This window comes from Pokkaliibacter plantistimulans, from assembly GCF_003194385.1.
Taxonomy (GTDB): domain Bacteria; phylum Pseudomonadota; class Gammaproteobacteria; order Pseudomonadales; family Balneatricaceae; genus Pokkaliibacter; species Pokkaliibacter plantistimulans.
Genome location: NZ_LAPT01000001.1, coordinates 98,065 through 118,116, shown reverse-complemented (window position 1 = coordinate 118,116; position 20,052 = coordinate 98,065). Strand labels below are relative to the sequence as shown.

The 20,052-nt window shown below is 52.4% G+C and carries 20 protein-coding genes and 1 pseudogene; 9 read left to right on the top strand and 12 right to left on the bottom strand.

Annotated features, from left to right (window positions below; translation table 11 throughout):
• Positions 1–127 precede the first annotated feature (127 nt).
• Together WH50_RS00530 and WH50_RS00525 are read right to left on the bottom strand one after the other, a co-directional pair.
• Positions 128–3,037 carry an insulinase family protein gene (locus tag WH50_RS00530; protein WP_110185556.1) on the bottom strand — a complete coding sequence of 970 codons (2,910 nt, stop codon included), beginning with the start codon at positions 3,035–3,037 and terminating at the stop codon, positions 128–130.
• A gap of 132 nt (positions 3,038–3,169) precedes the next feature.
• Entirely contained in the window at positions 3,170–4,015 is an 846-nt protein-coding gene (locus WH50_RS00525) for an SDR family NAD(P)-dependent oxidoreductase (protein ID WP_243409928.1), read from the bottom strand.
• A 372-nt stretch (positions 4,016–4,387) separates the two neighbouring features.
• On the opposite strand from WH50_RS00525, the gene WH50_RS00520 reads away from it, so the two are divergent.
• Entirely contained in the window at positions 4,388–4,846 is a 459-nt protein-coding gene (locus WH50_RS00520) for a phasin family protein (RefSeq protein ID WP_104151537.1), read from the top strand.
• A gap of 82 nt (positions 4,847–4,928) precedes the next feature.
• Here the strand turns inward: WH50_RS00520 and WH50_RS00515 are convergent, their stop codons facing one another.
• Positions 4,929–6,158 carry an FAD-dependent monooxygenase gene (locus tag WH50_RS00515; RefSeq protein WP_243409927.1) on the bottom strand — a complete coding sequence of 410 codons (1,230 nt, stop codon included), beginning with the start codon at positions 6,156–6,158 and terminating at the stop codon, positions 4,929–4,931.
• 326 nt (positions 6,159–6,484) lie between these two features.
• On the opposite strand from WH50_RS00515, the gene WH50_RS00510 reads away from it, so the two are divergent.
• From WH50_RS00510 to WH50_RS00500, 3 genes and pseudogenes are all read left to right on the top strand, one after another.
• Entirely contained in the window at positions 6,485–7,000 is a 516-nt protein-coding gene (locus WH50_RS00510; RefSeq protein WP_104151539.1) for a chemotaxis protein CheW, read from the top strand.
• 127 nt (positions 7,001–7,127) lie between these two features.
• Positions 7,128–8,174, top strand: a pseudogene (locus WH50_RS00505) (transposase domain-containing protein); the annotation flags it as partial.
• A gap of 110 nt (positions 8,175–8,284) precedes the next feature.
• Positions 8,285–8,581, top strand: coding sequence for a ribbon-helix-helix domain-containing protein (locus WH50_RS00500; protein WP_110185554.1), 297 nt, complete (start codon positions 8,285–8,287; stop codon positions 8,579–8,581).
• 77 nt (positions 8,582–8,658) lie between these two features.
• Here the strand turns inward: WH50_RS00500 and WH50_RS00495 are convergent, their stop codons facing one another.
• The gene (locus WH50_RS00495) at positions 8,659–9,870 is read right to left on the bottom strand and encodes an EAL and HDOD domain-containing protein (RefSeq protein WP_110185553.1); all 1,212 of its coding nucleotides are present in this window, start codon (positions 9,868–9,870) and stop codon (positions 8,659–8,661) included.
• A 164-nt stretch (positions 9,871–10,034) separates the two neighbouring features.
• Between WH50_RS00495 and WH50_RS00490 the strand changes: the two genes are divergently transcribed.
• The 5 genes from WH50_RS00490 (at position 10,035) to WH50_RS00470 (ending at position 13,110) form a co-directional block, all read left to right on the top strand.
• Positions 10,035–10,778 carry a TIGR01621 family pseudouridine synthase gene (locus WH50_RS00490; RefSeq protein WP_207780112.1) on the top strand — a complete coding sequence of 248 codons (744 nt, stop codon included), beginning with the start codon at positions 10,035–10,037 and terminating at the stop codon, positions 10,776–10,778.
• 84 nt (positions 10,779–10,862) lie between these two features.
• The gene (gene yciH / locus WH50_RS00485; protein WP_110185552.1) at positions 10,863–11,189 is read left to right on the top strand and encodes a stress response translation initiation inhibitor YciH; all 327 of its coding nucleotides are present in this window, start codon (positions 10,863–10,865) and stop codon (positions 11,187–11,189) included.
• A 51-nt stretch (positions 11,190–11,240) separates the two neighbouring features.
• Complete coding sequence (locus tag WH50_RS00480) at positions 11,241–11,870, top strand: flavin reductase family protein (RefSeq protein ID WP_110185551.1); 630 nt, start codon at positions 11,241–11,243, stop codon at positions 11,868–11,870.
• A 63-nt stretch (positions 11,871–11,933) separates the two neighbouring features.
• Positions 11,934–12,428 (top strand): acyl-CoA thioesterase, encoded by a 495-nt coding sequence (locus WH50_RS00475; protein ID WP_110185550.1) that lies wholly within the window; start codon positions 11,934–11,936, stop codon positions 12,426–12,428.
• Positions 12,429–12,963: 535 nt separating this feature from the next.
• Positions 12,964–13,110, top strand: a complete 147-nt coding sequence (locus WH50_RS00470; protein WP_412053221.1) for a hypothetical protein — start codon at positions 12,964–12,966, stop codon at positions 13,108–13,110.
• A 325-nt stretch (positions 13,111–13,435) separates the two neighbouring features.
• On the opposite strand, the gene WH50_RS00465 is transcribed toward WH50_RS00470, so the two are convergent.
• The 8 genes from WH50_RS00465 to fabF all read right to left on the bottom strand — a co-directional run bounded on the left by WH50_RS00465 (position 13,436) and on the right by fabF (position 20,005).
• Positions 13,436–13,975, bottom strand: a complete 540-nt coding sequence (locus WH50_RS00465) for a DUF1285 domain-containing protein (RefSeq protein ID WP_207780111.1) — start codon at positions 13,973–13,975, stop codon at positions 13,436–13,438.
• A 16-nt stretch (positions 13,976–13,991) separates the two neighbouring features.
• Positions 13,992–14,771: a TatD family hydrolase gene (locus WH50_RS00460; protein ID WP_110185549.1), complete on the bottom strand. Its 780-nt coding sequence runs from the start codon at positions 14,769–14,771 to the stop codon at positions 13,992–13,994.
• A 141-nt stretch (positions 14,772–14,912) separates the two neighbouring features.
• Positions 14,913–15,245 (bottom strand): PilZ domain-containing protein, encoded by a 333-nt coding sequence (locus tag WH50_RS00455; protein ID WP_104151548.1) that lies wholly within the window; start codon positions 15,243–15,245, stop codon positions 14,913–14,915.
• A gap of 1 nt (position 15,246) precedes the next feature.
• Positions 15,247–16,266 carry a DNA polymerase III subunit delta' gene (locus WH50_RS00450; RefSeq protein ID WP_279305889.1) on the bottom strand — a complete coding sequence of 340 codons (1,020 nt, stop codon included), beginning with the start codon at positions 16,264–16,266 and terminating at the stop codon, positions 15,247–15,249.
• Positions 16,259–16,894 carry a dTMP kinase gene (gene tmk, locus WH50_RS00445; protein WP_110185547.1) on the bottom strand — a complete coding sequence of 212 codons (636 nt, stop codon included), beginning with the start codon at positions 16,892–16,894 and terminating at the stop codon, positions 16,259–16,261. Before tmk ends, WH50_RS00450 begins: the two co-directional genes overlap by 8 nt.
• Entirely contained in the window at positions 16,891–17,925 is a 1,035-nt protein-coding gene (mltG, locus tag WH50_RS00440) for an endolytic transglycosylase MltG (RefSeq protein WP_207780110.1), read from the bottom strand. Before mltG ends, tmk begins: the two co-directional genes overlap by 4 nt.
• On the bottom strand, positions 17,922–18,767 hold the full coding sequence (gene pabC / locus WH50_RS00435; protein WP_110185546.1) for an aminodeoxychorismate lyase: 846 nt from the start codon (positions 18,765–18,767) through the stop codon (positions 17,922–17,924). The genes mltG and pabC overlap by 4 nt, the downstream gene beginning before the upstream one ends.
• Positions 18,767–20,005: a beta-ketoacyl-ACP synthase II gene (gene fabF, locus WH50_RS00430; protein ID WP_110185545.1), complete on the bottom strand. Its 1,239-nt coding sequence runs from the start codon at positions 20,003–20,005 to the stop codon at positions 18,767–18,769. Before fabF ends, pabC begins: the two co-directional genes overlap by 1 nt.
• Between the last annotated feature and the right edge of the window lie 47 nt (positions 20,006–20,052).

The window sequence follows — 20,052 nt, the reverse complement described above, 5'->3', positions numbered from 1 at the left end:
ACAAGGAAAAAACAGGCGAAAAAGCGGAGTTTAGTGAGCTAAATGAGCATTTTGAGCCTGTTTTTGACGCGGTATTCTGCAACGCAGATAGATTTTCAACAGCCTGTTAGGCAAGACCATCAAGCACTCACAGTGAGAAGGCGCTGAAGCCTGCTTCCTGCAGTTGCTTCTGCCCCTGCTCGTGGGTCACCACGGCAGCACTGGCCTTGTCGATCTGCAGATAAGTTTCTGTGACACGACGCAGATCTGCTGCGGTGGTTTCCAGCACACGCTGACGGAACAGTTTACGCTGCTCCTGAGTACGTCCATGCAACAGATTGTGGAAGGTCTGGATGGCTTCGCCTGCGGGCGAGCCGGGTTTATCCAGCGAACTGACCACGCCCAGCACCGCTTCTTCCAGCTTGGCCTGATCAATGGGGCTGCTGAGCACCCAGTCAATGGCGCGGTCAAAGTCTGCCAGCGTTGCCAGATTGCGCGGATCACGATAGGAGTAAAAACGGAACACGCCATTGCCTGCATCATGACCTGCACCACCACCATAGGCACCACCCTGCTCGCGAATAACACGGTGCAGGAAGCCGTTCCGCAGATACTCGCCCAGTACGGTCAGGATGGGTGCATCCGCGTGACCTGAATGCACTGTGGGATAGGCTTTGGCACAGAAGTTCACCTGAGTGTTTACTTTCCACGCCTGCAGTCTGGCGACATCCGCCAGCTGTGGCTGCCAGTGACCAGACTGTATATCGCCTGCAACATACCACCGCGGGCTGAGACGAGCGATACACTCTTCCAGTCGCTCCCCTTCAGCGACCAGCACCACCTGCCGTGCCTGTTCGGCAAAGCGCTGATGGAGCGCTGCAAAGGTGCCTGTCAGTTCCTGCATCTGGCCTTCGTCCGCCAGCTTCTTGTCCAGTTGCTGAATAAAGCGAATCCCTTCCAGACCCGAGTTGACGTGAGCCAGACGCGCACCGGGGCTGAATACCGCCGCAGACGCCAGCATGGCCAGTGAATGACCACTGCCCGTCACACTCTGACGCTTGCGCGAACTGCGCTGTGCGATCAGCTCTCGAATACGCTGGTGTTCGTCGAAACGTACATGCTGGAAGGTATCCAGCATCAGCTCATCCAGTGCCTGATGATTACGGGCCAGTGCCTTGCCACTGATGACCAGATAGGCACCCAGCTGTGACGGATCGCTGATGTTGGCGCGCAGCGAGGTGTATACGCTCAGGCCACCGCTGACCTGTGCCTGCCGGGCCTGCATTTCCATATAGTCTTTCTGGCCCACGCCCAGCTCTGCCACGCTGCCAACGTAGTAAGGCAGCAGACTCAGCTGCTCCTGATTCAGTTCGGGCAGGGGCAGCACCACCTGCTGGTAAACAATGCCGTTGGTACCACGATCATAGCTGGTCACGCGCACGGGTTGCTGATGAGCGATGCCCACCACTTCCTTCATATCAGCAGGCACATCCTGCAGGGTCACCTTGGGCAGAATGTCCGCATCGTCGATCTGATCCTGACGCTCTTGCAGCGCTTTGGCCTGAGCAACCAGCTTGGCTTTCTGTTCGTCAGTCAGGCCAGCCTTGATCTCGGCCAGCGTGTCTTTTTCAGCCTGTTCGCGACGTTCCGCCAGTTTGGCATCAGGACGCAGCGTCAGACGTACCCGGTGCGGGTTGTTGAGCAGCAGTTTATTGATCAGACCTGGGATGAACTGACTGTCTTTGACATCCTCACGCAGACGCTCCAGTACCGGATCCAAATCCAGCAGCGCAATGGGATCACCACGGTGAATGGCACTGGACAACAGCCCCAGCCCCAGTTGCAGGCCATAGGGATAGCCATCGCCACCAATTTCACGCTGACTCAACTCCAGCTGATGCAGTGCGGCATCGACCTGATCCTGATCCACGCCCTGATCGGCCAGTTTCTGCAGGGTGTCCAGTACCAGCTGTTCAAAAGCCGCCGCCTGCTCAGGGTTACTGCCCTCGAGGCCACACATGAAACTAATCTCGCGGTTGGAGTCTTCCAGTCCGCAAAGTGGAGATGGTGACTGGCCCAGACCACAGGTTTCCAGCGCATGGCGCAGGGGCGAGGCACTGTGATCAAGCAGTACCTTACTGAGCAGATTGGCCTTTAATGAATCATAGAGATTGATGCTGGAGCCCAGCAGCCAGCCCATGACCAAATGAGTCTGATTGTGCAGGTCGTCTTCATTACAGGCATAGGCTTCTTCAACGATGATGGGCGCGAAGTAACGTTTCTCATCCTTCACTTCCAGCTTGTCATCCAGCCTGTCGAAGCGCTTCAGCGCCTGCTCATGCATCTTTTCCTGGTGTTCATACGGGTCGATGTTACCGAAGGTCATGAACACGGCATTGGTGGGATGATAGTGGCGCTTATAGAAGGCCAGCAGCTCTTCATAGCTAAGATCAGGAATGCAGGCAGGCTCACCGCCGCTGTTGTAGTGATAGGTCGCCGTCGGGAACAGGTACTTCGTCAGGGTCTGCCACAGCGTGCTGACCGGCGAACTCATGGCCCCTTTCATCTCGTTGAAGACCACACCTTTGTATTCCAGTGCCGACTCCGGATTTTCCGCTTCGGCAAACTCCAGACGATGGCCTTCCTGAGCAAAGTCGAGGGGGTCAAGACGAGAGAAGAAGGCCGCATCCAGATAGACATCCAGCAGATTGTTGAAGTCTTTCTTGTTCTGACTGGCAAAGGGATACGCCGTCCAGTCACTGCTGGTAAAGGCATTCATGAAGGTATTGAGTGAGCGGCGGGTCATCATGAAGAACGGATCACGCACCGGGTAGCGTTCGCTGCCGCACAGGGCCGTATGCTCCAGAATATGTGCTACGCCGGTGGAGTCCATGGGCATGGTGCGAAATGCCACCATGAAGACGTTTTCTTCGTTATCGCTGGCAATGTGGTAGTGCATGCTACCGGTCTGAAGGTGTTCGAACTCGGCAACTTCAATTCCCAAGGACGCAATGGGCGTCTGCCGGATTAGGCGGAAGGCGGAGTGTGTCTTCATCATTTAGTTTCATCCAGACAACGCTGCACTGCCTCTGATCATTGTTACCGTCAGGGCGTACAGCAAAAACTCAGTAACGGCACACACCATTACAACCAGTCAGTTCTGTCAGGCCAGCAAACTGTGCTTACAGTCTCAATCAGCGGCCTTTAATAGCAATTTATCCAACATACGGGTCGGCAGCAGCCGTTTCAACCAGGGCAACACTCTTGCCGGGCGGGTAACACGATAGCGAGGCCTCGGATTCGTTGCCGTCAGTGCACTTTCCAGCACTTCCAGCACCGCTTCAGGCCCCAGAGTGAACTTGTCATTCAACCCGTCACGCTGCAAACGCGCGATCATATTGTCATAGGTGGCCGAGAAGCGGCTGTTGTTCTTATCGATATGACGCATGAATGCCTGATAGGCATTATCACGAAACTGACTCTGAATCGGACCGGGCTCAATCAGCACGACCTTGACGCTGGTATCAGCCAGTTCCAGTCGCAGGGTATCTGCCATCCCTTCAATGGCAAACTTACTGGCCACATACGCGCCTCGTAGCGGCATGGCCACCTCGCCCAGCACCGAGCTGTTGTAGATCAGCCTTGCGTCTGATGAGGCTTTGAGCAGGGGAAGCAACTGACGTGTCAGCTCATGCCAGCTGAAGACATTGGTTTCAAACTGCTCTCGCAGGGCTGCGACAGGCAGATCCTCTAGCGCCCCTGGCTGGCCGTATGCACCATTATGAAAAAGTGCATAGAGTTTGCCTCCTGTCAGTGCATGAATCTGCTCCACCGCCTCATTCAGCGACCGGCCGTCGCGCAAATCCAGTGGCAATACCGTCAGGCCCTCTTTCTGCAAACGCTCAACATCTTCCTGTCGGCGGCAACTGGCGATGACGCTGTATCCCTGCTGATGCAGAGCCAGAGCGCAATGACGGCCAATGCCGGTTGAGCAACCTGTGATCAGTATCCATTTCTGCGTGCTATCTACTGTCAACCTCAGCCTCCTTTCCACGAGCTGGTAGCCACTGTAACCAAGATGACTTTCAGGATAATCAGCGATTGTTGATCCATATCGTGGCAAACACCCTGTGACACACTGACAATTGATCAATATTTGCACATGGCATTTGATGTGCATGTGCAGCACTGAAGACCCTGTCAGTCGCCAAGGGTGTGGCACTGGGGCAATCTGCAATGATATTGAAACTACCGCCAACTAATGTTTTGACTAGCCAAACTATTGCTTTGACTAAATTGTGAACAGCGATTAACATCTGTTCATCCTTATTGTGCAACGCACAAAACAGCATAAGTGCCAAGCGCAAATCCATAGGTGAGAAGCCCGATAAACTACAGGAGTTGCCCCATGTACGAAGCTTACTTTACTGACTTTAAAAAGACTTTTGCGCCCATGACTGAAGCCATGGAAATCAGCAAGAAGGCCTTTGACAAACTGAGCAGCTGCCAGAGCGCCTGCTTTGTAGACTTGAGCGGAAAATGCTTCAAGCAATCTCAGGCCCTGATGGAAACCAAAGACGTCAAAGCCGCCATGGATCTGCAGGTGCAGTTTGCCAAGGATATGGAAGCGCGTCTGACCAATACCTTTGAAGAAAGCGTCGCTGCCATGACTGAAGCGCGTGAATCTTACACCGCACTGTTTGAAAAACAGATGTCTGAACTGACCGACTCTTCAACTGCCTTTGACTTCAGCAAGTTCGTTGATTTCAGCAAATTCGCGCTGGACAAGGCGAAAGAAACCACCAAAGAAGTCACCAAAACTGCCAGCAAAACCGCTAGCAAAGCTGCTGCTACTGCCACTGAATAATTCAGCGCCAGTAACAGCCAAATAACAATGCCGACGCAGCGATGTGTCGGCATTGTCATATCTGCAGGCAAGAAAGCAGTGCTCAGAGGGTGGAACTCAACCCCATTGCGTACTTCATGACCTTATTCTTGATCGGCCCGGTTTTATCAGCCAACCCCAGCCCCAGAATGCGCAATAGTTTCAATGGTGGTAAGGAAGATGAAAAGGCTCTGGCGAACAAGTCCATCGTGCTCATCATCAGCAAATTGGGCTGTCTGCGCCGCTTTTCGTAGTCTTGCAGCGGTGCCCCCTCACGAAGAGATTGCGGTGTAGCCTCACGCAATACATCACGAAGCGCCATAACATCCATAAATCCGAGATTTACCCCCTGCCCTGCCAGCGGGTGGATACTGTGTGCCGCATCTCCAATCAAAACGATACCGGGCTTAACATAACTTTGCGCATGCTGGCGTTTGAGCGGGAACCAGGTCCGCCCCTCAATGGCAGCAATCTGACCCAGCTCAGCAGGAAAATGCTGCTCGAATGCGGCTTTCAGGCTGTCAATATCCATCGCCATCAGCTCCTGCACTTTCTGCGGCGTGTTGTACCAGACCAGTGATGCATGGGGTCCACTCAGTGGCAAAAATGCCTCTGGCCCGGTCTGACGAAAGCGCTGCCAGGTAATATCCTGCTGGCTATAGACGGTGCCTACGTTGGCAACGAGCACATGCATGGGGTATTCCCAGGCGGTGACACCAATACCTGCAGTGTCTCGTACGCGGGAGCGTGCACCATCGGCGCCCACCAGCAGTGAGGTGTGGAAGCTACGCCCATCATCCAGGGTCAGCGTTGAAGCACTGCCATCGTAGTCAATCTGGTTAATACTGGCGGGGCAGATTACCTCGACGTTGTCATACTGCTCCAGTGCTTGCCACAGGCCCAACTGAACGATGCGATTTTCAATGATGTGACCAAGGTAGTCTCGTTGAATATCGTGACTGTCGAACAGGGTGCCAGACTGCCAGTCTTCTTCCCACACCCGCATACGACGATACGGACAAGCTCGCATGGCAAGAATCGCCGACCATGCTCCTACTTCAGCAAGCAGCTGCTGCGAGGCCACACTGATTGCAGAAACACGCAGATCATGGGGTTGTTCTGCAGTAAAAGGCTCTGGTAACTGCTGCTCCAGCACCACCACACGGTATGCCGTATTGCCTAAGGCGGCAGCCAGAGCAGCCCCTACCATTCCACCACCAACTATGACGATATCGACGTCAACTACCGCTGGGCGATGCTGATTTGAACTAACCTCTGCTGTAGTCTGGCTCACAGTAACCTGCCCTCTCGCAGTTGCACATTTTTCATCAGGCAATATCAAGGCTATTAAACTTCAATAACTCATTGCTCATCTCTACCGCCGTAAACCTGTTTATCACTTACCCGCAATTACTTGCGTACAAAAGTCGGTTAACAGGCCAGGTGGGAGGGATTATACTGCAGAGCCAGTGGTTCATCTGTATGAAATACAAGGGTTTTGATCCAGCACACAGTGACACAGGATACTGCCGACAAGTCACTGGCTGACGCCACCATACAGGCACAAGCTGCCAAGCTGTGCTACCGTGAAGAAAACCAACGTGTGACCGGGCTGACGAAATGGCAAAGAACGAAGCAAAAAGCCAGGCTGAAAATAATGATCCACTGATGCAGTGGGCCACATTCAACCTTGCTGAAGAAACCTACGCAGTCGATGTAATGCAGGTCAAAGAAGTTCTGACCTACTCCTTCACAGAAATTGCTCCCGTACCGGGGTCTGCCTACTTTATTCAGGGCATTCTCAATCTGCGTGGTAACGTCATCACCGTAGTCGATACACGCGTGCTCTTTGGCTTGCCAAATACAGAGTCCACCAGCAACACCCGTATTGTGGTTATGGAGTTCCAGGATCAGGTCGTTGGCATGGTGGTCGATGCCGTAGCCGAAGTCATTTACCTGCGCCAGTCTCAAATCGAACGCACACCCAACGTGGGCACTGAGGAAAGTGCAAAATTCATTCAGGGTGTCAGCTATCACAATGACGAGCTGATCATCCTTCTGGACCTGAACCGCATCATTGAAGAAAACGAGCACGCCAAAGAAAGAATCGCCGAGCATGCGGCCGAAGATTTCTGATAGCTGAGCCAAGTTGACTGTTGTGAAGCCCCCCATGGGATAATGCTACCCTGTTAAGGCTCACCGCCTTCCCGGAGGCTTAAGAATATCCGGTATTCTTCACTGGATACCGGATTCTCTTGCGCCTATTCAGCAAAGCTTGCTCGACATGAACGAGCGGCACTCTATTCACTGATTTCCGCACCTTATACCCAGCATATCCCCGTCGAGTGCATCGAGTCAGCCCTCCACCTTTCCTGCCAGGCCGCCCTTCGGCGGCGCCGATTGCCCAATGCTCTTGCTGATGCTGGTGCAGGGTATGGCGCCGTTCAGGAACGAACCGGTAACGTTGCCCCGAGGATGACCGGCACAGTTTGCAGGTACTGGCCGTCGACAGGGCCTTGCTGCAGACACCCGATACGCCAACGCTGCGTGAGCATTTCCGCTCCGGGAACAGCTCAACCAACCGCCAGACACCTTTCCCGATGCTGCGGCTCGTTGCACTGATGAATGCGCACTCGCATGTCAATCTGGATGCGCCACTCAGCCCCTTTTCGGCACAGTGAACTCTTCCTGGCTGATACGTTTTAGCCCACATACTTAATCACTCCACAACCCTGTTTGACAAAGGCTTCTGGGACACCAACTTCCTGTACCAGCGGGCATCCCAGGAGAGCGGTGACACTGATTAATCTCCGACGAGCGCAAGGCGAGGAACTGGAGCGCTACAGCGAGCAAGATCGCCTGCTGCGCATGAAGGTCTCGCCCACAGGCCCACGAACGCAACTCGCGCTGCCATAAACCTGGACCGTCCGAGCGGTAAGCTATGAGGTCAAGAGCCGATGGAAAACCGCCTTCACTTCATTACCGGTAGGGCAGTACAGTGCCGTGACGCTGTACTACAAGAAGGTCGAGCTGATTTATTAGAAGGCATAGGGATGGTTGCTGGCCTATAACGTGGTGCGGCGAGAAGCCAGCCAGGCGGCGGTGAGCTATGATCGACCGCCGAGTCGGATCCGTTTTAAACCGGCCTATCAGTATCGCGGCACAGTTGATCGGAATGGTGGCAGCGCAGCCGGTATCGAGAACAGGGGCATGGATCTCGGAACTGAAAGCGGGAATGGCAAGTTTGTTCCCGGAAGACCGCCGTCCTCGACCTTCGAGACCAATGACAGTCAAGATGTCCATAGACAGGGCATTTACACTCGCCCACAGAATACGACCAGACATTGTTGCTTCAACACTGATCCTACCCAGTTGTTCTGCTAAGCTACTTCACTCTGAGCATTGAGGGAGCGCCCCAGCATGTGTGATATTTATGCGAGCACAGATCCAGCACTCTATGAGCCTGTAAGCAGATCGATACGACTAAACGGGCAGGTAACAAGTCTTCGCCTTGAGCGCCGGTTTTGGACACTATTGGATCAGTTAGCACATCACGAGCAGTTATCCACGCCTCAGTTCGTCAGTACCCTCTATCTGGAGGTATTGCAACGGCGAGGAGAGATACAGAATTTTGCATCGTTGTTGCGTGTAATTTGCACCGAATATGCGAGCCGACAGGCAAATACCCTGGCAGAAGAGGCGGCTGAACTGCTCTGAGTCATGCAGGTTCAGCCAGAAGACGAATGCGAGTGAGATAGTTCAGCAGTACACACATGCTGTGCTATTACGCACAGCTAAGCGAGGCCAGCAGCCATTTTGCCAGCCCAACCAACACTCTCCATGTACGCAACACCCGGATCGTAGGGCGCTTTAGCCAGCCGTTCGACCATGTTCCATTGTTCCCGCTCATAAGCTCGGGTAATCAGAAGCAGCTCCCCCAGAGCACCCACGCCTTTCATCCCTTTTGCCAGACGTTCATCCAGCGGCAGATCTTGCAGAATCTGGCTTATCGACACACCGTAGAGCATTTCAAGACTGCTCAGAATGCCCAGAATAAAGGCATCTGCGGTGTCTTCTCCTTTCTGCTCTGCCAACAGCTCACACATTCGCGCACGCGTCAGGGCCAAGACAATCTGTTCTGAGATGCATTGCTCATTACAGACCGTCAACAACATCGTCAGCCATTTCTTCATGGCGATCCGCCCTAACAGGTTGACCGTTTCGCGGACTGTGGTGATTTCGCGTACAAAGGCAAACTGAGCAGAGTTGATGAGCCGCAGCAACTTATAGGTTAACCCTGGATCCATACGAATGATCTGTTCAATCTCTGCCGATCCAGCCCCTTTTGAAAGGGCATCCAGCGTCCGCAGCAGGACTGATGCACTGGCAGGAATTCGCTTACCTTTGGTTAATGTTGGGCGACTGAGAAAATAGCCCTGAAATAAATGACAACCCAGTACCTTGCACTGCTCCAGCTCATCAGCTGTTTCCACTTTCTCCGCCAGGATGCGCTTCCCGAACGGCTTCAGCAGCTCGATCTGTCGCCCAACTTCTTCAATACCCAAAGCGAGCACATCCAGTTTGATAATGTCAGCCAGCTGTACAAAAGGCTTTTTGGAAGGTGTATAGACAAAATCATCCAGCGCCAGGGTGTATCCGTCTTTTTTCAGTAGCACCAGTGCGTCAAACAGTAGCTGATCGAAGCCTGCATTCTCGAGGACTTCAAGAACTACCTGATCACGCGGCAAGTCAGGAATCTGGTGGGAAAGAATAAACTGACGGCCAAGATTGATATAGGCAGGGAGAAATACCCTGTTCTTCGAGCCGGTATCCCAAATGGCCATGAAGTTATTGATGATAACGTCACGGGTAGCACCGTCAGGATCATCAAACAGTGCCTGATGCTGATCCTGCTGACTTCTGAACAACAGTTCATAGCCACAGATTCTCAACTTTGCGTCGAAAATAGGTTGGCGCGCAATCAATACGTTATAGGCCCCGCCCATGCTTTATTCCAACTTCCGTGAAAGACCCTAACCATAACATCGTCTACCAAAGACGACACCCATCCCCTCACGAAGGATTAGCCACTTTCAGCGCCATCCAGAACACAGAAGCTTTGGGAGCACCAAATCAGTCTGCTAATCTTTAGTGCTTGCTGGAGATCCCTATGTACGAAGTACTCATAGATACTAACGATTTTTTATTGATCAACAAATTTCCTGGCGTCAGTTTCCACAGTGAAAGTGAGACAGGTTTGGCTGCTCAGTTGAAGGCCGATCTACAGCTCCCAGAGTTATACCCGGTACACCGCCTCGACAAAGTGACTTCCGGGCTGATCATCTTCGGTAAAACCCTCGCCTTTACACGCCATATCGGAGCACAGTTTGAGAACCATTTGGTTCGTAAGCTCTATGTAGCACTAGCCGATAAGCGCCCAAATAAGAAGCAAGGCTGGATTAAAGGAGACATGGAAAAAGGCCGTCGCGGCAGCTGGAAGCTGTCTTCGTCCATGACCAACCCTGCCATCACCCAATTTACCAGTGCCAGCATTCGAGCCGGATTACGTGCTTTTTTCCTTTACCCTCATACAGGTAAAACACATCAGCTGCGTGTGGCTATGAAGAGCCTCGGCTCCCCGATTCTGGGCGATACGCTGTATTACCCTAAGAACGTCCCGGCTCCGCTGCTCCAGACACCGGTTGAGCGCACTTACCTGCATGCGGCTGCGTTGTCATTTCACTGGCAGGAACGAGTACACACCTATGTCCTCTGGCCACGTCAGGGTGACCTGTTCCTGAATATCAACTGGCATCAGGCACTGATCAGCCATAGCCAGCCCTGGATGACATGGGTCCTGGATGCCATTGAGCTGGGGCACCATGATCAGCCCGTGCTATCCGTTGCAAGTTAACTCCTTCACGTCCAAAGGTTTCTCCTCCGACACAATCAAGGTTACCATGCCTGATAAACATACCCAGGCATCCAAGAGGACATCATGTCTCGCCGCGACACTACGTTGGTTTACTCTACTGAACATGGCCGAATCAAAGAGGACAAAGCGCCTGCTGCCCGCCCCAAAGGAGACGGTATCGTCCGCATTCGGCGAGAAACCAAGGGACGCAACGGTAAAGGCGTCACCACTGTCGACGGCTTTGACCTTGATGATGCAGCCCTGAAACTACTGGCCGCCGAGCTAAAGAAACGCTGCGGAACAGGTGGCACATTGAAAGATGGTGTGATTGAAATTCAGGGTGATCAACGCACTGTCATCCAGCAAGTACTGGAGAGCAAGGGGTTCAAGGTTAAACTTGCCGGAGGCTGATGTACTGCTATCACCTGATTAACCGCCCCTAATAGCAATAAGGACGTCATTGTGCATTTCGAAACCCTCGTCAACGGACGTGGTCCGCTACGTCATGATCCCTTCAAAGCATTAGTGGTTCCCCGTCCCATAGGCTGGATTTCATCGTTAAGTCGGGAGGGTCATGTCAACCTTGCCCCCTACAGCGCCTTCAACATGGTGGGCTACGACCCCAATATAGTGATGTTTGCCAGCGCCGGGCGTAAGGACAGCCTGAATAACATTGAAGCCACCGGCGAATTCGTCTGTAACCTTGCGACCTACGATTTGCGCGAGGCGGTAGTGAAGACGTCAGTACCAGTCAACCACGGGGTGGACGAAATGCAGCTGGCAGGCCTGACCGCGGCCCCCTCTCTGCATGTTAAGGTGCCACGCGTGGCCGAGTCTCCGGCTGCACTGGAATGCCAGTATCTGCAGACAATTCCTGTACCCACTCTGGATGGCAGTGAGCCACAGCACTTTATGGTACTGGGCAGAGTTGTCGCAGTTTATCTGGATGATGCCATTCTCACTGATGGCAAAGTGGATATCGCCAAGCTGAAGCCTTTGACCCGTCTGGGTTATCTGGATTACGGTGTGCTGGAAGATTGCTTCAGCATGCCTCGCCCCAAAGCCACACCAGATGGCACCGGCATAGACTGACTTATCACCGTGTTTAACTTCAGTGCACCTGCCTGAGAGCATCCGCATAGAGAGAGGACCTCCATGGATTTTAGTAATCATCAGCTCACCATGACCGTACTGATGACTCCGGATATGGCCAATTTTTCCGGCAATGTTCACGGGGGCACCATTCTCAAATACCTCGATGAAGTCGCTTACGCCTGCGCCAGCCGCTATGCCGGACGTTACGTGGTCACACTGTCTGTCGATCAGGTGATGTTTCGTCAGCCTATTCATGTAGGTGAGCTGGTAACCTTTCTGGCCGCCGTCAACTTTACCGGTAATACCTCGATGGAGATCGGTATCAAAGTCGTCACCGAGAACATTCGTGAGAAACTGGTACGCCATACCAACAGCTGCTACTTCACCATGGTTGCAGTAGATGATGAACGTAAACCGGTCGCTGTCCCGCCTTTCATCCCCACCACCGAGGAAGAGAAACAACGCTTTGAAGCAGCCAAGCTGCGCAAGCAATTACGTCGCGAACTGGATGAGCGTTACGCAAGTATCAAGCAGGAATCTCAGACTCAGGCCTGACCTCATCATAGATGCTATGCTGCGTAGATTCGCAGCATAGCGGCTTTGTTCTGGAAGCCGGCAGAACCCCGCACCTCCATCGTCATATCGAACAAAACTTAGCCCCTGATGCTTGATTAACTTGGCTAATGGGTTTTAAAAAGCTCAAGAAGATAACGGTATAAGATAAATAACCTCCGGCAAAGCCGGAGGCTCATTGGGGGGGCGCCCTAAAAGGGCTATCCGTTGCGCCCAAGGCGCTACATCATCCCGAATTTCAACTGGTCACGATGCCCATCCTCTTTCTCCTGATTCCTGATGTATTCACGCCCCCTCTCTTCATCTACTCCCCACAGTATTGACAATATTGCAGCATCCTGACGGTCCCCAGGGGAGGAGCGGTATTGGCGGATCCGCCGTTTCAGTCACCGCAGCTGCCTGGTGACGCTGCCTGTCTCGCCACAAGCCCCGCAACGGTACCCGAGACTCCGAAATACCTGATTGCTCACCTAGTCAATGGTCAGTTGCGTCAAGTGCTGACATCGATGATCGACCGATGCGTTATCCATCCGACGACATCGTTCACCTTCATACTCATCGCTGGGAGATCAAGCTGGGTTACCGGGAAATGAAGCAGTACATGCTGGGAAGTCGACTGACCCTGAGGAGCAAAAAGCCGGACATGGTCTGGCAAGAATTGTGAGGCACGCTGCTGGCGTAAAACCTGCCACGCTTCCAGACAGCGCCATGCCCCCCTGCCAGATTAGCTTCAACCAAGCCAACGGCGTCCCCGGACAAGGTTCCTCCGGCTATCAAGGCCCTGACCGATTGGCACCCGCCTTAGTCCTGCCACTGAGGCGTGAGCGAATCCATCCGCGAGAGGTGAAGCGGTGCCCTTACCGCTACACCCTTAAATAAGGAAAAGCCAGTCAGTTGCCTTAACTGACTGGCACTATGCGTCCTTTTAAGAGAGTATTTTCGACAAAAGAAAAGACTGTGGTAGCTGGAACAGCAATAGACAATTTCAGTTAGATAGTGCCAAGGCAAAACCATTCACCCTGACTCTGCAGCCACATTCCCTCGACATTTTGTTCGGTACGCTGCTCAGCCAACTCAACCAGCTGGTAAAAAACGTTGCGATGAAGCCTCGCCCAGAGATTTTTGCGCACCAGCACATAAGGAATTTCGCTAGCGTTGCCATGAGCAGCCCTTACACGTATTGGATGCTCACGTCCAAGTGTGATCACCTCTTCACAGTTAGTGACCATCACCACACTGTCATCACGTACCTCGGCTGCCAAAATAACAAAAGGCGCGTCTTCTACCTGAATACGTACTTTCTCTACCGGTGTAACCAGGTAATAGCAGCCATCATCATCCAGGCGAAGGATACGGGAGAATAGCTTCATCAACGCTGGACGCCTGAACTCTCCTCCCTCATGCACCCAGGTACCATCAGCGCGTATGACCAGATCCATATCAGCACAAAAATCAGGATGCCATTCTTCCACCGGAGGAAGGCCATCAGCTGTCGCATGCTGCTGCAGAAGTGCCAGATCAATAGCCATATACGCTCCTCACCGGTTAAGCGCGATGAAACAACGCTTTATAGTTCGTAGTTGTGAGCTCAGCCATTCTGGCCAAAGGCAACTGATGAAGGTCAGCCAGGCACTGCGCCACTTCAACAACGTATTGTGGCTCATTGGTTTTTCCACGATACGGGACCGGTGCCAGATATGGGGAGTCTGTCTCTACCAATACGCGATCCAGTGGCACCTTACGCGCGACTTCACGCAAGCTGTCTGCATTACGGAAGGTAAGGATGCCAGAGAATGAAATGTAGTATCCGAGATCCAGTGCAGCTTTGGCCATTTCCCAGTTCTCGGTAAAGCAATGCAGCACACCCGCTGACTGCGTTGAACCATAGGCACGAATCAGCTCCAGAGTATCCTCTCTGGCTTCTCGAGTATGAACCACGATAGGCAGATTCAACTTACTGGCCACACGCAATTGCAGACCGAAGACCTGCTTTTGGGCTTCACGCTGCTCATCACTGTCCGTATAGAAATAGTCGAGCCCGGCCTCGCCTATCGCCAATACCTTTGGGTGATCGGCCAGGGTCATCAATGCTTCTTCAGATGGTAACGAGTCTACCGGGTGCAATGGATGGATCCCGACGGTAGCGTAAACATCGTCATGCTGTTCAGCGATTTCACGTACCTCTTGCCACTTATCCAGATCGACGCCTATACATAAAAACTCTGCGACACCACGCTCTCTGGCTGCACGCAGTATGTAGTTCAGGCCATCAGCCTGCTCTGGCTTCAACATGTTCAGGTGACAATGGGAATCGACAATTTTCATGAGTATTCAATAAGACACTTTAGTGAGTAAGAACGAATACTAATTTGCCTGGAGACAGATTCTCTGACTCACAATCAGCAGTTCATATCAGAGGGATCATTCAGCTGACTAACTACAATCCATCACGCTGCTGATCAGATATTACATTGTGAACGTAGTGGTATCAGATTCCTGAGTTCCCGCCAGCAGCGTTTCGAGTTTACGAATAGCTGCTTCGTCTTGCGGATTGACCTGAATTCCAACACCCGCTGGGCGATTATTCTGACCACCAGGCGGAGTAATCCAGATCACTTTGCCTGAGACCGGTACCTTTTCAGGCTCATTCATAATAGTTAATACCGCGAATACTTCATCACCCAGCTGATAGGTACGCTGAGTAGGGATAAACAAGCCACCTCGTTCAATGAAAGGCATATAGCACTGATACAACATGGTCTTGCTATCAAACGTACAGTTCAGTATTCCGTGTGCCATTTCAATTCCTCACGGGTTTGCCGTCTACTCTGGACCGAGAACTCGTCCGCATCAGTCGAGACCATTCGATCAATATCATTTCCAGAGCCAAAGACGGATTGAGATTAGCCGTGCCATCCAACTGCACTCTTAAAACATTTAGTTTTTCGTAAAATGCCAGCCACTCAGAGGCTCGGGCAGTTGCAATAGCCGCACTCAGCAGCTCGGGCTGAAACAAACCGGTTGTTGAATGCGCCGCTCCCATCATCTGCTTGACGGCCTCGCTTATCCAGTCCGACAGCCAACTGAGAATCATGCCTGTCTGGCGATTCTTCCATAGCTCTGCCAGCTCAGAAACACTGACCCTGCCGGCCTGCAGTCCGATCAGTTGTTGCTGCCATTCATCCCATACCTGCAGCAGATTGGCCTCATGATACTCCAGTGCCTTCAGAGGGGAGCCGCGAGCGATGTTGAGCAACTGGGGAAACTGATCCGCACTGACGCACTGTTGCACCAACCATTTTTGCGAATCTTCTGTAGCGGGCAGCGAGAAGGCTAACTGTTGGCATCGACTTCGAATGGTGGGCATCAGCCTGGTAAAGTGTGCTGACCATAAAACAAAGAGCGTCCGCGCCGGAGGCTCTTCAAGGTTTTTCAGCAGCGCGTTGGCTGCTTGTACATTCAACCGATCAGCATTCTGTACCAGGACCACCTTACCGTTACCCTGTTGCGCAGTTTCCGCACTAAACTCACTCACCTGACGGATAGCATCGACTTTAATGGTTCCCTGCGCGCCTTCTGGCACAATCACTATTCTGTCTGGGTGACTACCGTGCCCTAACAACATACAACTACGACATTGGCCACATGGAGTACGCTGCTGAGCCGAACACAAAAACCACGCAGACATGTACTCAGCGAACTGCCGCTTTCCTACCCCTTCCGGCCCATTCAGCAACAACGCATGAGGTAGACGCCCCTGCTCATGCCGAGCAATCACCTGCTGCCAGATTGACTGCTGCCAGGGCAATAACTCAGCCACGATGCAGCTCCGACCATCCACTCAGAGCTTGAGTGATTTGATCCTTTACCGACTCCAGGTTCTGATCTGCATTGATTACACGAAAACGCTCAGGCGCTGACTCTGCACGCGCCAAAAATGCCTGTTTGGCGCGCTGGAAGAAGCTCATGGCTTCTTGTTCTATTCGATCAGCTGCGCTACGACGAGAGGCACGGCGCATACCGACTTCCGGCGTGACATCAAGCAAGAGCGTCAAATCGGGCTGGAAGCCTGCCTGTACCAGGTTTTCCAGTTGCACAATTGGCTCAAATGGTAACTGCCGCCCTCCCCCCTGATAGGCATAGGTGCTGTCAGTAAAACGATCACAAACCACCCAAGTACCTAGGTTCAGCGTTGGTTTAATCAACTTTTCAATATGTTGTGCTCGAGCCGCAAACACCAGCAGCAACTCGCTAAGAGGAACCACCTGCTCATCACGAGGAGAAAGAACGAGCTGGCGAATCTCCTCTGCGATAGGAGTGCCCCCAGGCTCTCTTGTTAGCACATAAGGAATATTTCTATACTCCAGCCAGGCGACAATGTGCGCCAGTGCAGTTGTCTTGCCCGCTCCCTCAGTACCTTCAAGCGTTATGAAACAACCTCTTGTCATTTGCTTTTATCTTCTGCCTTGGGACGATTTTTCAATACCTTGAGGTATTGGCTCACCGCTTGATTGTGCTCCTGAAGTGAATCAGAGAACGTGTGCCCGCCATTACCGGTGGCTACAAAATAGAGTGCTGTTCCCTCCGCTGGATGCAATGCAGCGTGAATAGCTGCTGCTCCGGGCATAGCGATCGGCGTAGGTGGGAGGCCAACAATGGTGTAAGTGTTGTAAGGGGTTGGGCTGTTCAAATCCGCCTTGGTAATATTGCCATCGTAGGCATCCCCCAAGCCGTAGATCACCGTCGGGTCTGTCTGTAATCGCATCCCCTTTTCGAGCCTGCGCACAAAAACGCCTGCAATCTTGTCACGCTCTTCGGGAACGCCTGTCTCTTTCTCAACAATCGAAGCCATAATCAGTGCTTCGTAGGAATTCCGATAAGGCAAGCCATCTGCCCGCTGCTTCCACTCTTCACTAAGCACCTTCTGCATACGGTCATAGGCCTGAGAAAGCACATCAGCGTCAGACATACTTGAATGATAGACGTAGGTATCAGGGAAAAACCGCCCTTCCGGGTGCTGACCTTCGTGCCCCAGCTTCTGCATCACAGCGGCAGGCGTCATGCCATCCAATACACTCGCTAACTTCTCCTGCTCATGCAGAATACGAAGGAAGTCTTTGAAGGTATGCCCTTCCACCAGCGTGACGCGATATTCCACCACTTTGCCTTCCTGCATCATCTGCAATAACTGCAGAGGAGTCAGACGTGGAGATAACTGATATTCGCCAGCCTTGATGGTGGCATTGGGGTGTTTCCATCGGTTATACAGCAACAGCAGTCTGGCATGCTGCATTAATCCTAAGCGTTCCAAATCCCTAGCAACCTGATTCAGTGAACTGCCCGGGCGCAAGGTGTAAACCTGATTATCACTCTGTAGTACCAGTGGCTTGTTTAATTGCTGCCATCCCCATTGCCATGCAAATGAACCAGCAATAACCAGCACCAGGATGGTTAGCAACAACCTCATCAACCACTTCATTTTTGATACTCTGCCTCTAGCAATGCTTCTCGCAATCGCAAACTTATATCTCTGGACGGTAATGTTCTATCTGCCACTTCCATTGCGGGAAGAATACCAATTAGCGCATTGCAGAAGAAAACCTCATCTGCGCTCAATAAATCCTCAGCACTTAAAATACCAACCTTGGCCACCAGCCCAAGATCGTTGGCATTTTCAAGCACCCAACGCCGCCTGGTCCCTGCTATACCACACCCACTCACATCAGCGGTAAGCAGCACTCCCTCCTTGACCAGAAAGAGATTGCTCATGGTACCGCAGATCATATTGTTAGCGGTGTCATTCAAAATACCCTCGTAGTACTGAGGATCACTCCACTCATTACGTGCGATCACCTGCTCCATCCGATTAAGATGCTTCAGCCCTGCCAGTGCCTCCGACCGCGCAAGTCGCAATGAACAAAGTCGCGCTTTGATCCCTGTTCGAGCCAGAGCCTCAGCATCAGTCGCAGGAAATACAGTGACAATACGAGTCAGTGGCGCGTCTGCAGTATATCGATAGCCACGCTGACCAATACCACGTGTTATGGTGATTTTTAGGGTTGCCTCAGTTAACTCAGCAACAAGTAACAGACGCTCGATGTCACTCAGCAGCGCTTGCTGAAGGGCCTCAGCATTGAAGGAAAAATTAAGGCGGGTTAAGCCTGTTTCCAGGCGTTGCCAGTGCAACGCCCAGAGAGCAGGTTGAGAGCAGACGATGCGAACCGTTTCAAACAGCCCATCACCGTACGTCAGCCCTCTGTCCAGAATACTGACTTGGTCAGAAGGCAGACCGTTGATCAGTGAAGCCAGTACTGTCAGCATCACACCTTGCGGAAGATAAGGGTGCCGTTTGTGCCACCAAATCCAAAGGAGTTGGAGACAGTCACATCTATCTTGGCTTGTCGGGCCTCACCTGGCACATAGTCAAGGTCACAACCCTCCGACGGATTCTCCAGGTTGATGGTGGGAGGAACCACCTGATCACGCAGTGCCAGCGTGCAGAACACCGCTTCGACAGCACCAGCGGCGCCTAACAGATGCCCAATCATCGATTTAGTAGAGCTGACGGTAAGTTTATAAGCATGTTCGCCAAACACAGACTTCACTGCGTTAGACTCTGCTTTATCGCCTGCAGGAGTAGATGTACCGTGAGCGTTGATGTAATCAACTTCCTCTACATTCAAGGCTGCATCCTTGACTGCATTGCGCATAGACTGCGCAGCACCTGCGCCATCTTCGGGCGGAGAGGTCATATGATAGGCATCATCACTCATACCAAAACCAATCAGTTCAGCATAGATCGTCGCGCCGCGGGCTTTTGCATGCTCATACTCTTCCAGAACCAGCACACCAGCACCATCACTCAATACGAAGCCATCACGATCCTGATCCCAGGGCCGGCTTGCTGCCGTCGGGTCATCATTACGGGTGGATAGTGCACGAGCGGCTGCAAAACCACCCAAACCTAGCGGAGTGGTTGCCATTTCAGCACCACCAGCCAACATGACATCTGCATCGCCATGACTGATCATTCGCGCCGCAAAGCCAATATTGTGTGTGCCAGTGGTACAGGCAGTCGTGATAGCAATATTTGGCCCCTTGAAACCATAGCGGATCGCAAGGTTGCCAGAAATCATGTTGATGATGGAACCAGGAACAAAGAAGGGAGATATGCGTCTTGGCCCGGAAGCGTTCAGAACATCGTGGTTTTTCTCAATCATTGGCAATCCACCAATGCCAGAGCCTATTGCCACACCAACACGATCCATATCCAGGGAGTCACTTATGAGTCCGGCGTCTTGAATTGCCTGTTGAGCAGCCGCCATACCGTATTGGATAAAAAGATCCATTTTTTTGGCTTCTTTACTATCCATGTACAGACTGGTATCGAAATCTTTTACACAACCGCCAAAACGCGTGCTGAAAGCAGCGGTGTCAAAATGCTCGATAAGCCCGATGCCGCTTTTGCTGGCAAGAATGTTGCTCCAGGTTTCTTCGACTGTATTCCCCAGGGGGGTGAGCATGCCGAGCCCCGTCACTACCACTCTTCTCCGAGACATGCGCATATCCTCCAACGTTACTGAAAAGAAAAGCCGCTCTATTTACT

What these genes read in the sequence shown, in the direction of transcription:
- WH50_RS00530 (WP_110185556.1), bottom strand. Translation starts at nt 3,037, where the DNA reads ATGATGAAGACACACTCCGCCTTCCGCCTAATCCGGCAGACGCCCATT.
- pabC (WP_110185546.1), bottom strand. Translation starts at nt 18,767, where the DNA reads ATGCTGACAGTACTGGCTTCACTGATCAACGGTCTGCCTTCTGACCAA.
- tmk (WP_110185547.1), bottom strand. Translation starts at nt 16,894, where the DNA reads ATGACAAGAGGTTGTTTCATAACGCTTGAAGGTACTGAGGGAGCGGGC.
- WH50_RS00460 (WP_110185549.1), bottom strand. Translation starts at nt 14,771, where the DNA reads ATGAAAATTGTCGATTCCCATTGTCACCTGAACATGTTGAAGCCAGAG.
- WH50_RS00455 (WP_104151548.1), bottom strand. Translation starts at nt 15,245, where the DNA reads ATGGCACACGGAATACTGAACTGTACGTTTGATAGCAAGACCATGTTG.
- WH50_RS00470 (WP_412053221.1), top strand. Translation starts at nt 12,964, where the DNA reads ATGCGTTATCCATCCGACGACATCGTTCACCTTCATACTCATCGCTGG.
- WH50_RS00510 (WP_104151539.1), top strand. Translation starts at nt 6,485, where the DNA reads ATGGCAAAGAACGAAGCAAAAAGCCAGGCTGAAAATAATGATCCACTG.
- WH50_RS00465 (WP_207780111.1), bottom strand. Translation starts at nt 13,975, where the DNA reads ATGGCTATTGATCTGGCACTTCTGCAGCAGCATGCGACAGCTGATGGC.
- WH50_RS00500 (WP_110185554.1), top strand. Translation starts at nt 8,285, where the DNA reads ATGTGTGATATTTATGCGAGCACAGATCCAGCACTCTATGAGCCTGTA.
- yciH (WP_110185552.1), top strand. Translation starts at nt 10,863, where the DNA reads ATGTCTCGCCGCGACACTACGTTGGTTTACTCTACTGAACATGGCCGA.
- WH50_RS00495 (WP_110185553.1), bottom strand. Translation starts at nt 9,870, where the DNA reads ATGGGCGGGGCCTATAACGTATTGATTGCGCGCCAACCTATTTTCGAC.
- WH50_RS00490 (WP_207780112.1), top strand. Translation starts at nt 10,035, where the DNA reads ATGTACGAAGTACTCATAGATACTAACGATTTTTTATTGATCAACAAA.
- fabF (WP_110185545.1), bottom strand. Translation starts at nt 20,005, where the DNA reads ATGTCTCGGAGAAGAGTGGTAGTGACGGGGCTCGGCATGCTCACCCCC.
- mltG (WP_207780110.1), bottom strand. Translation starts at nt 17,925, where the DNA reads ATGAAGTGGTTGATGAGGTTGTTGCTAACCATCCTGGTGCTGGTTATT.
- WH50_RS00520 (WP_104151537.1), top strand. Translation starts at nt 4,388, where the DNA reads ATGTACGAAGCTTACTTTACTGACTTTAAAAAGACTTTTGCGCCCATG.
- WH50_RS00475 (WP_110185550.1), top strand. Translation starts at nt 11,934, where the DNA reads ATGGATTTTAGTAATCATCAGCTCACCATGACCGTACTGATGACTCCG.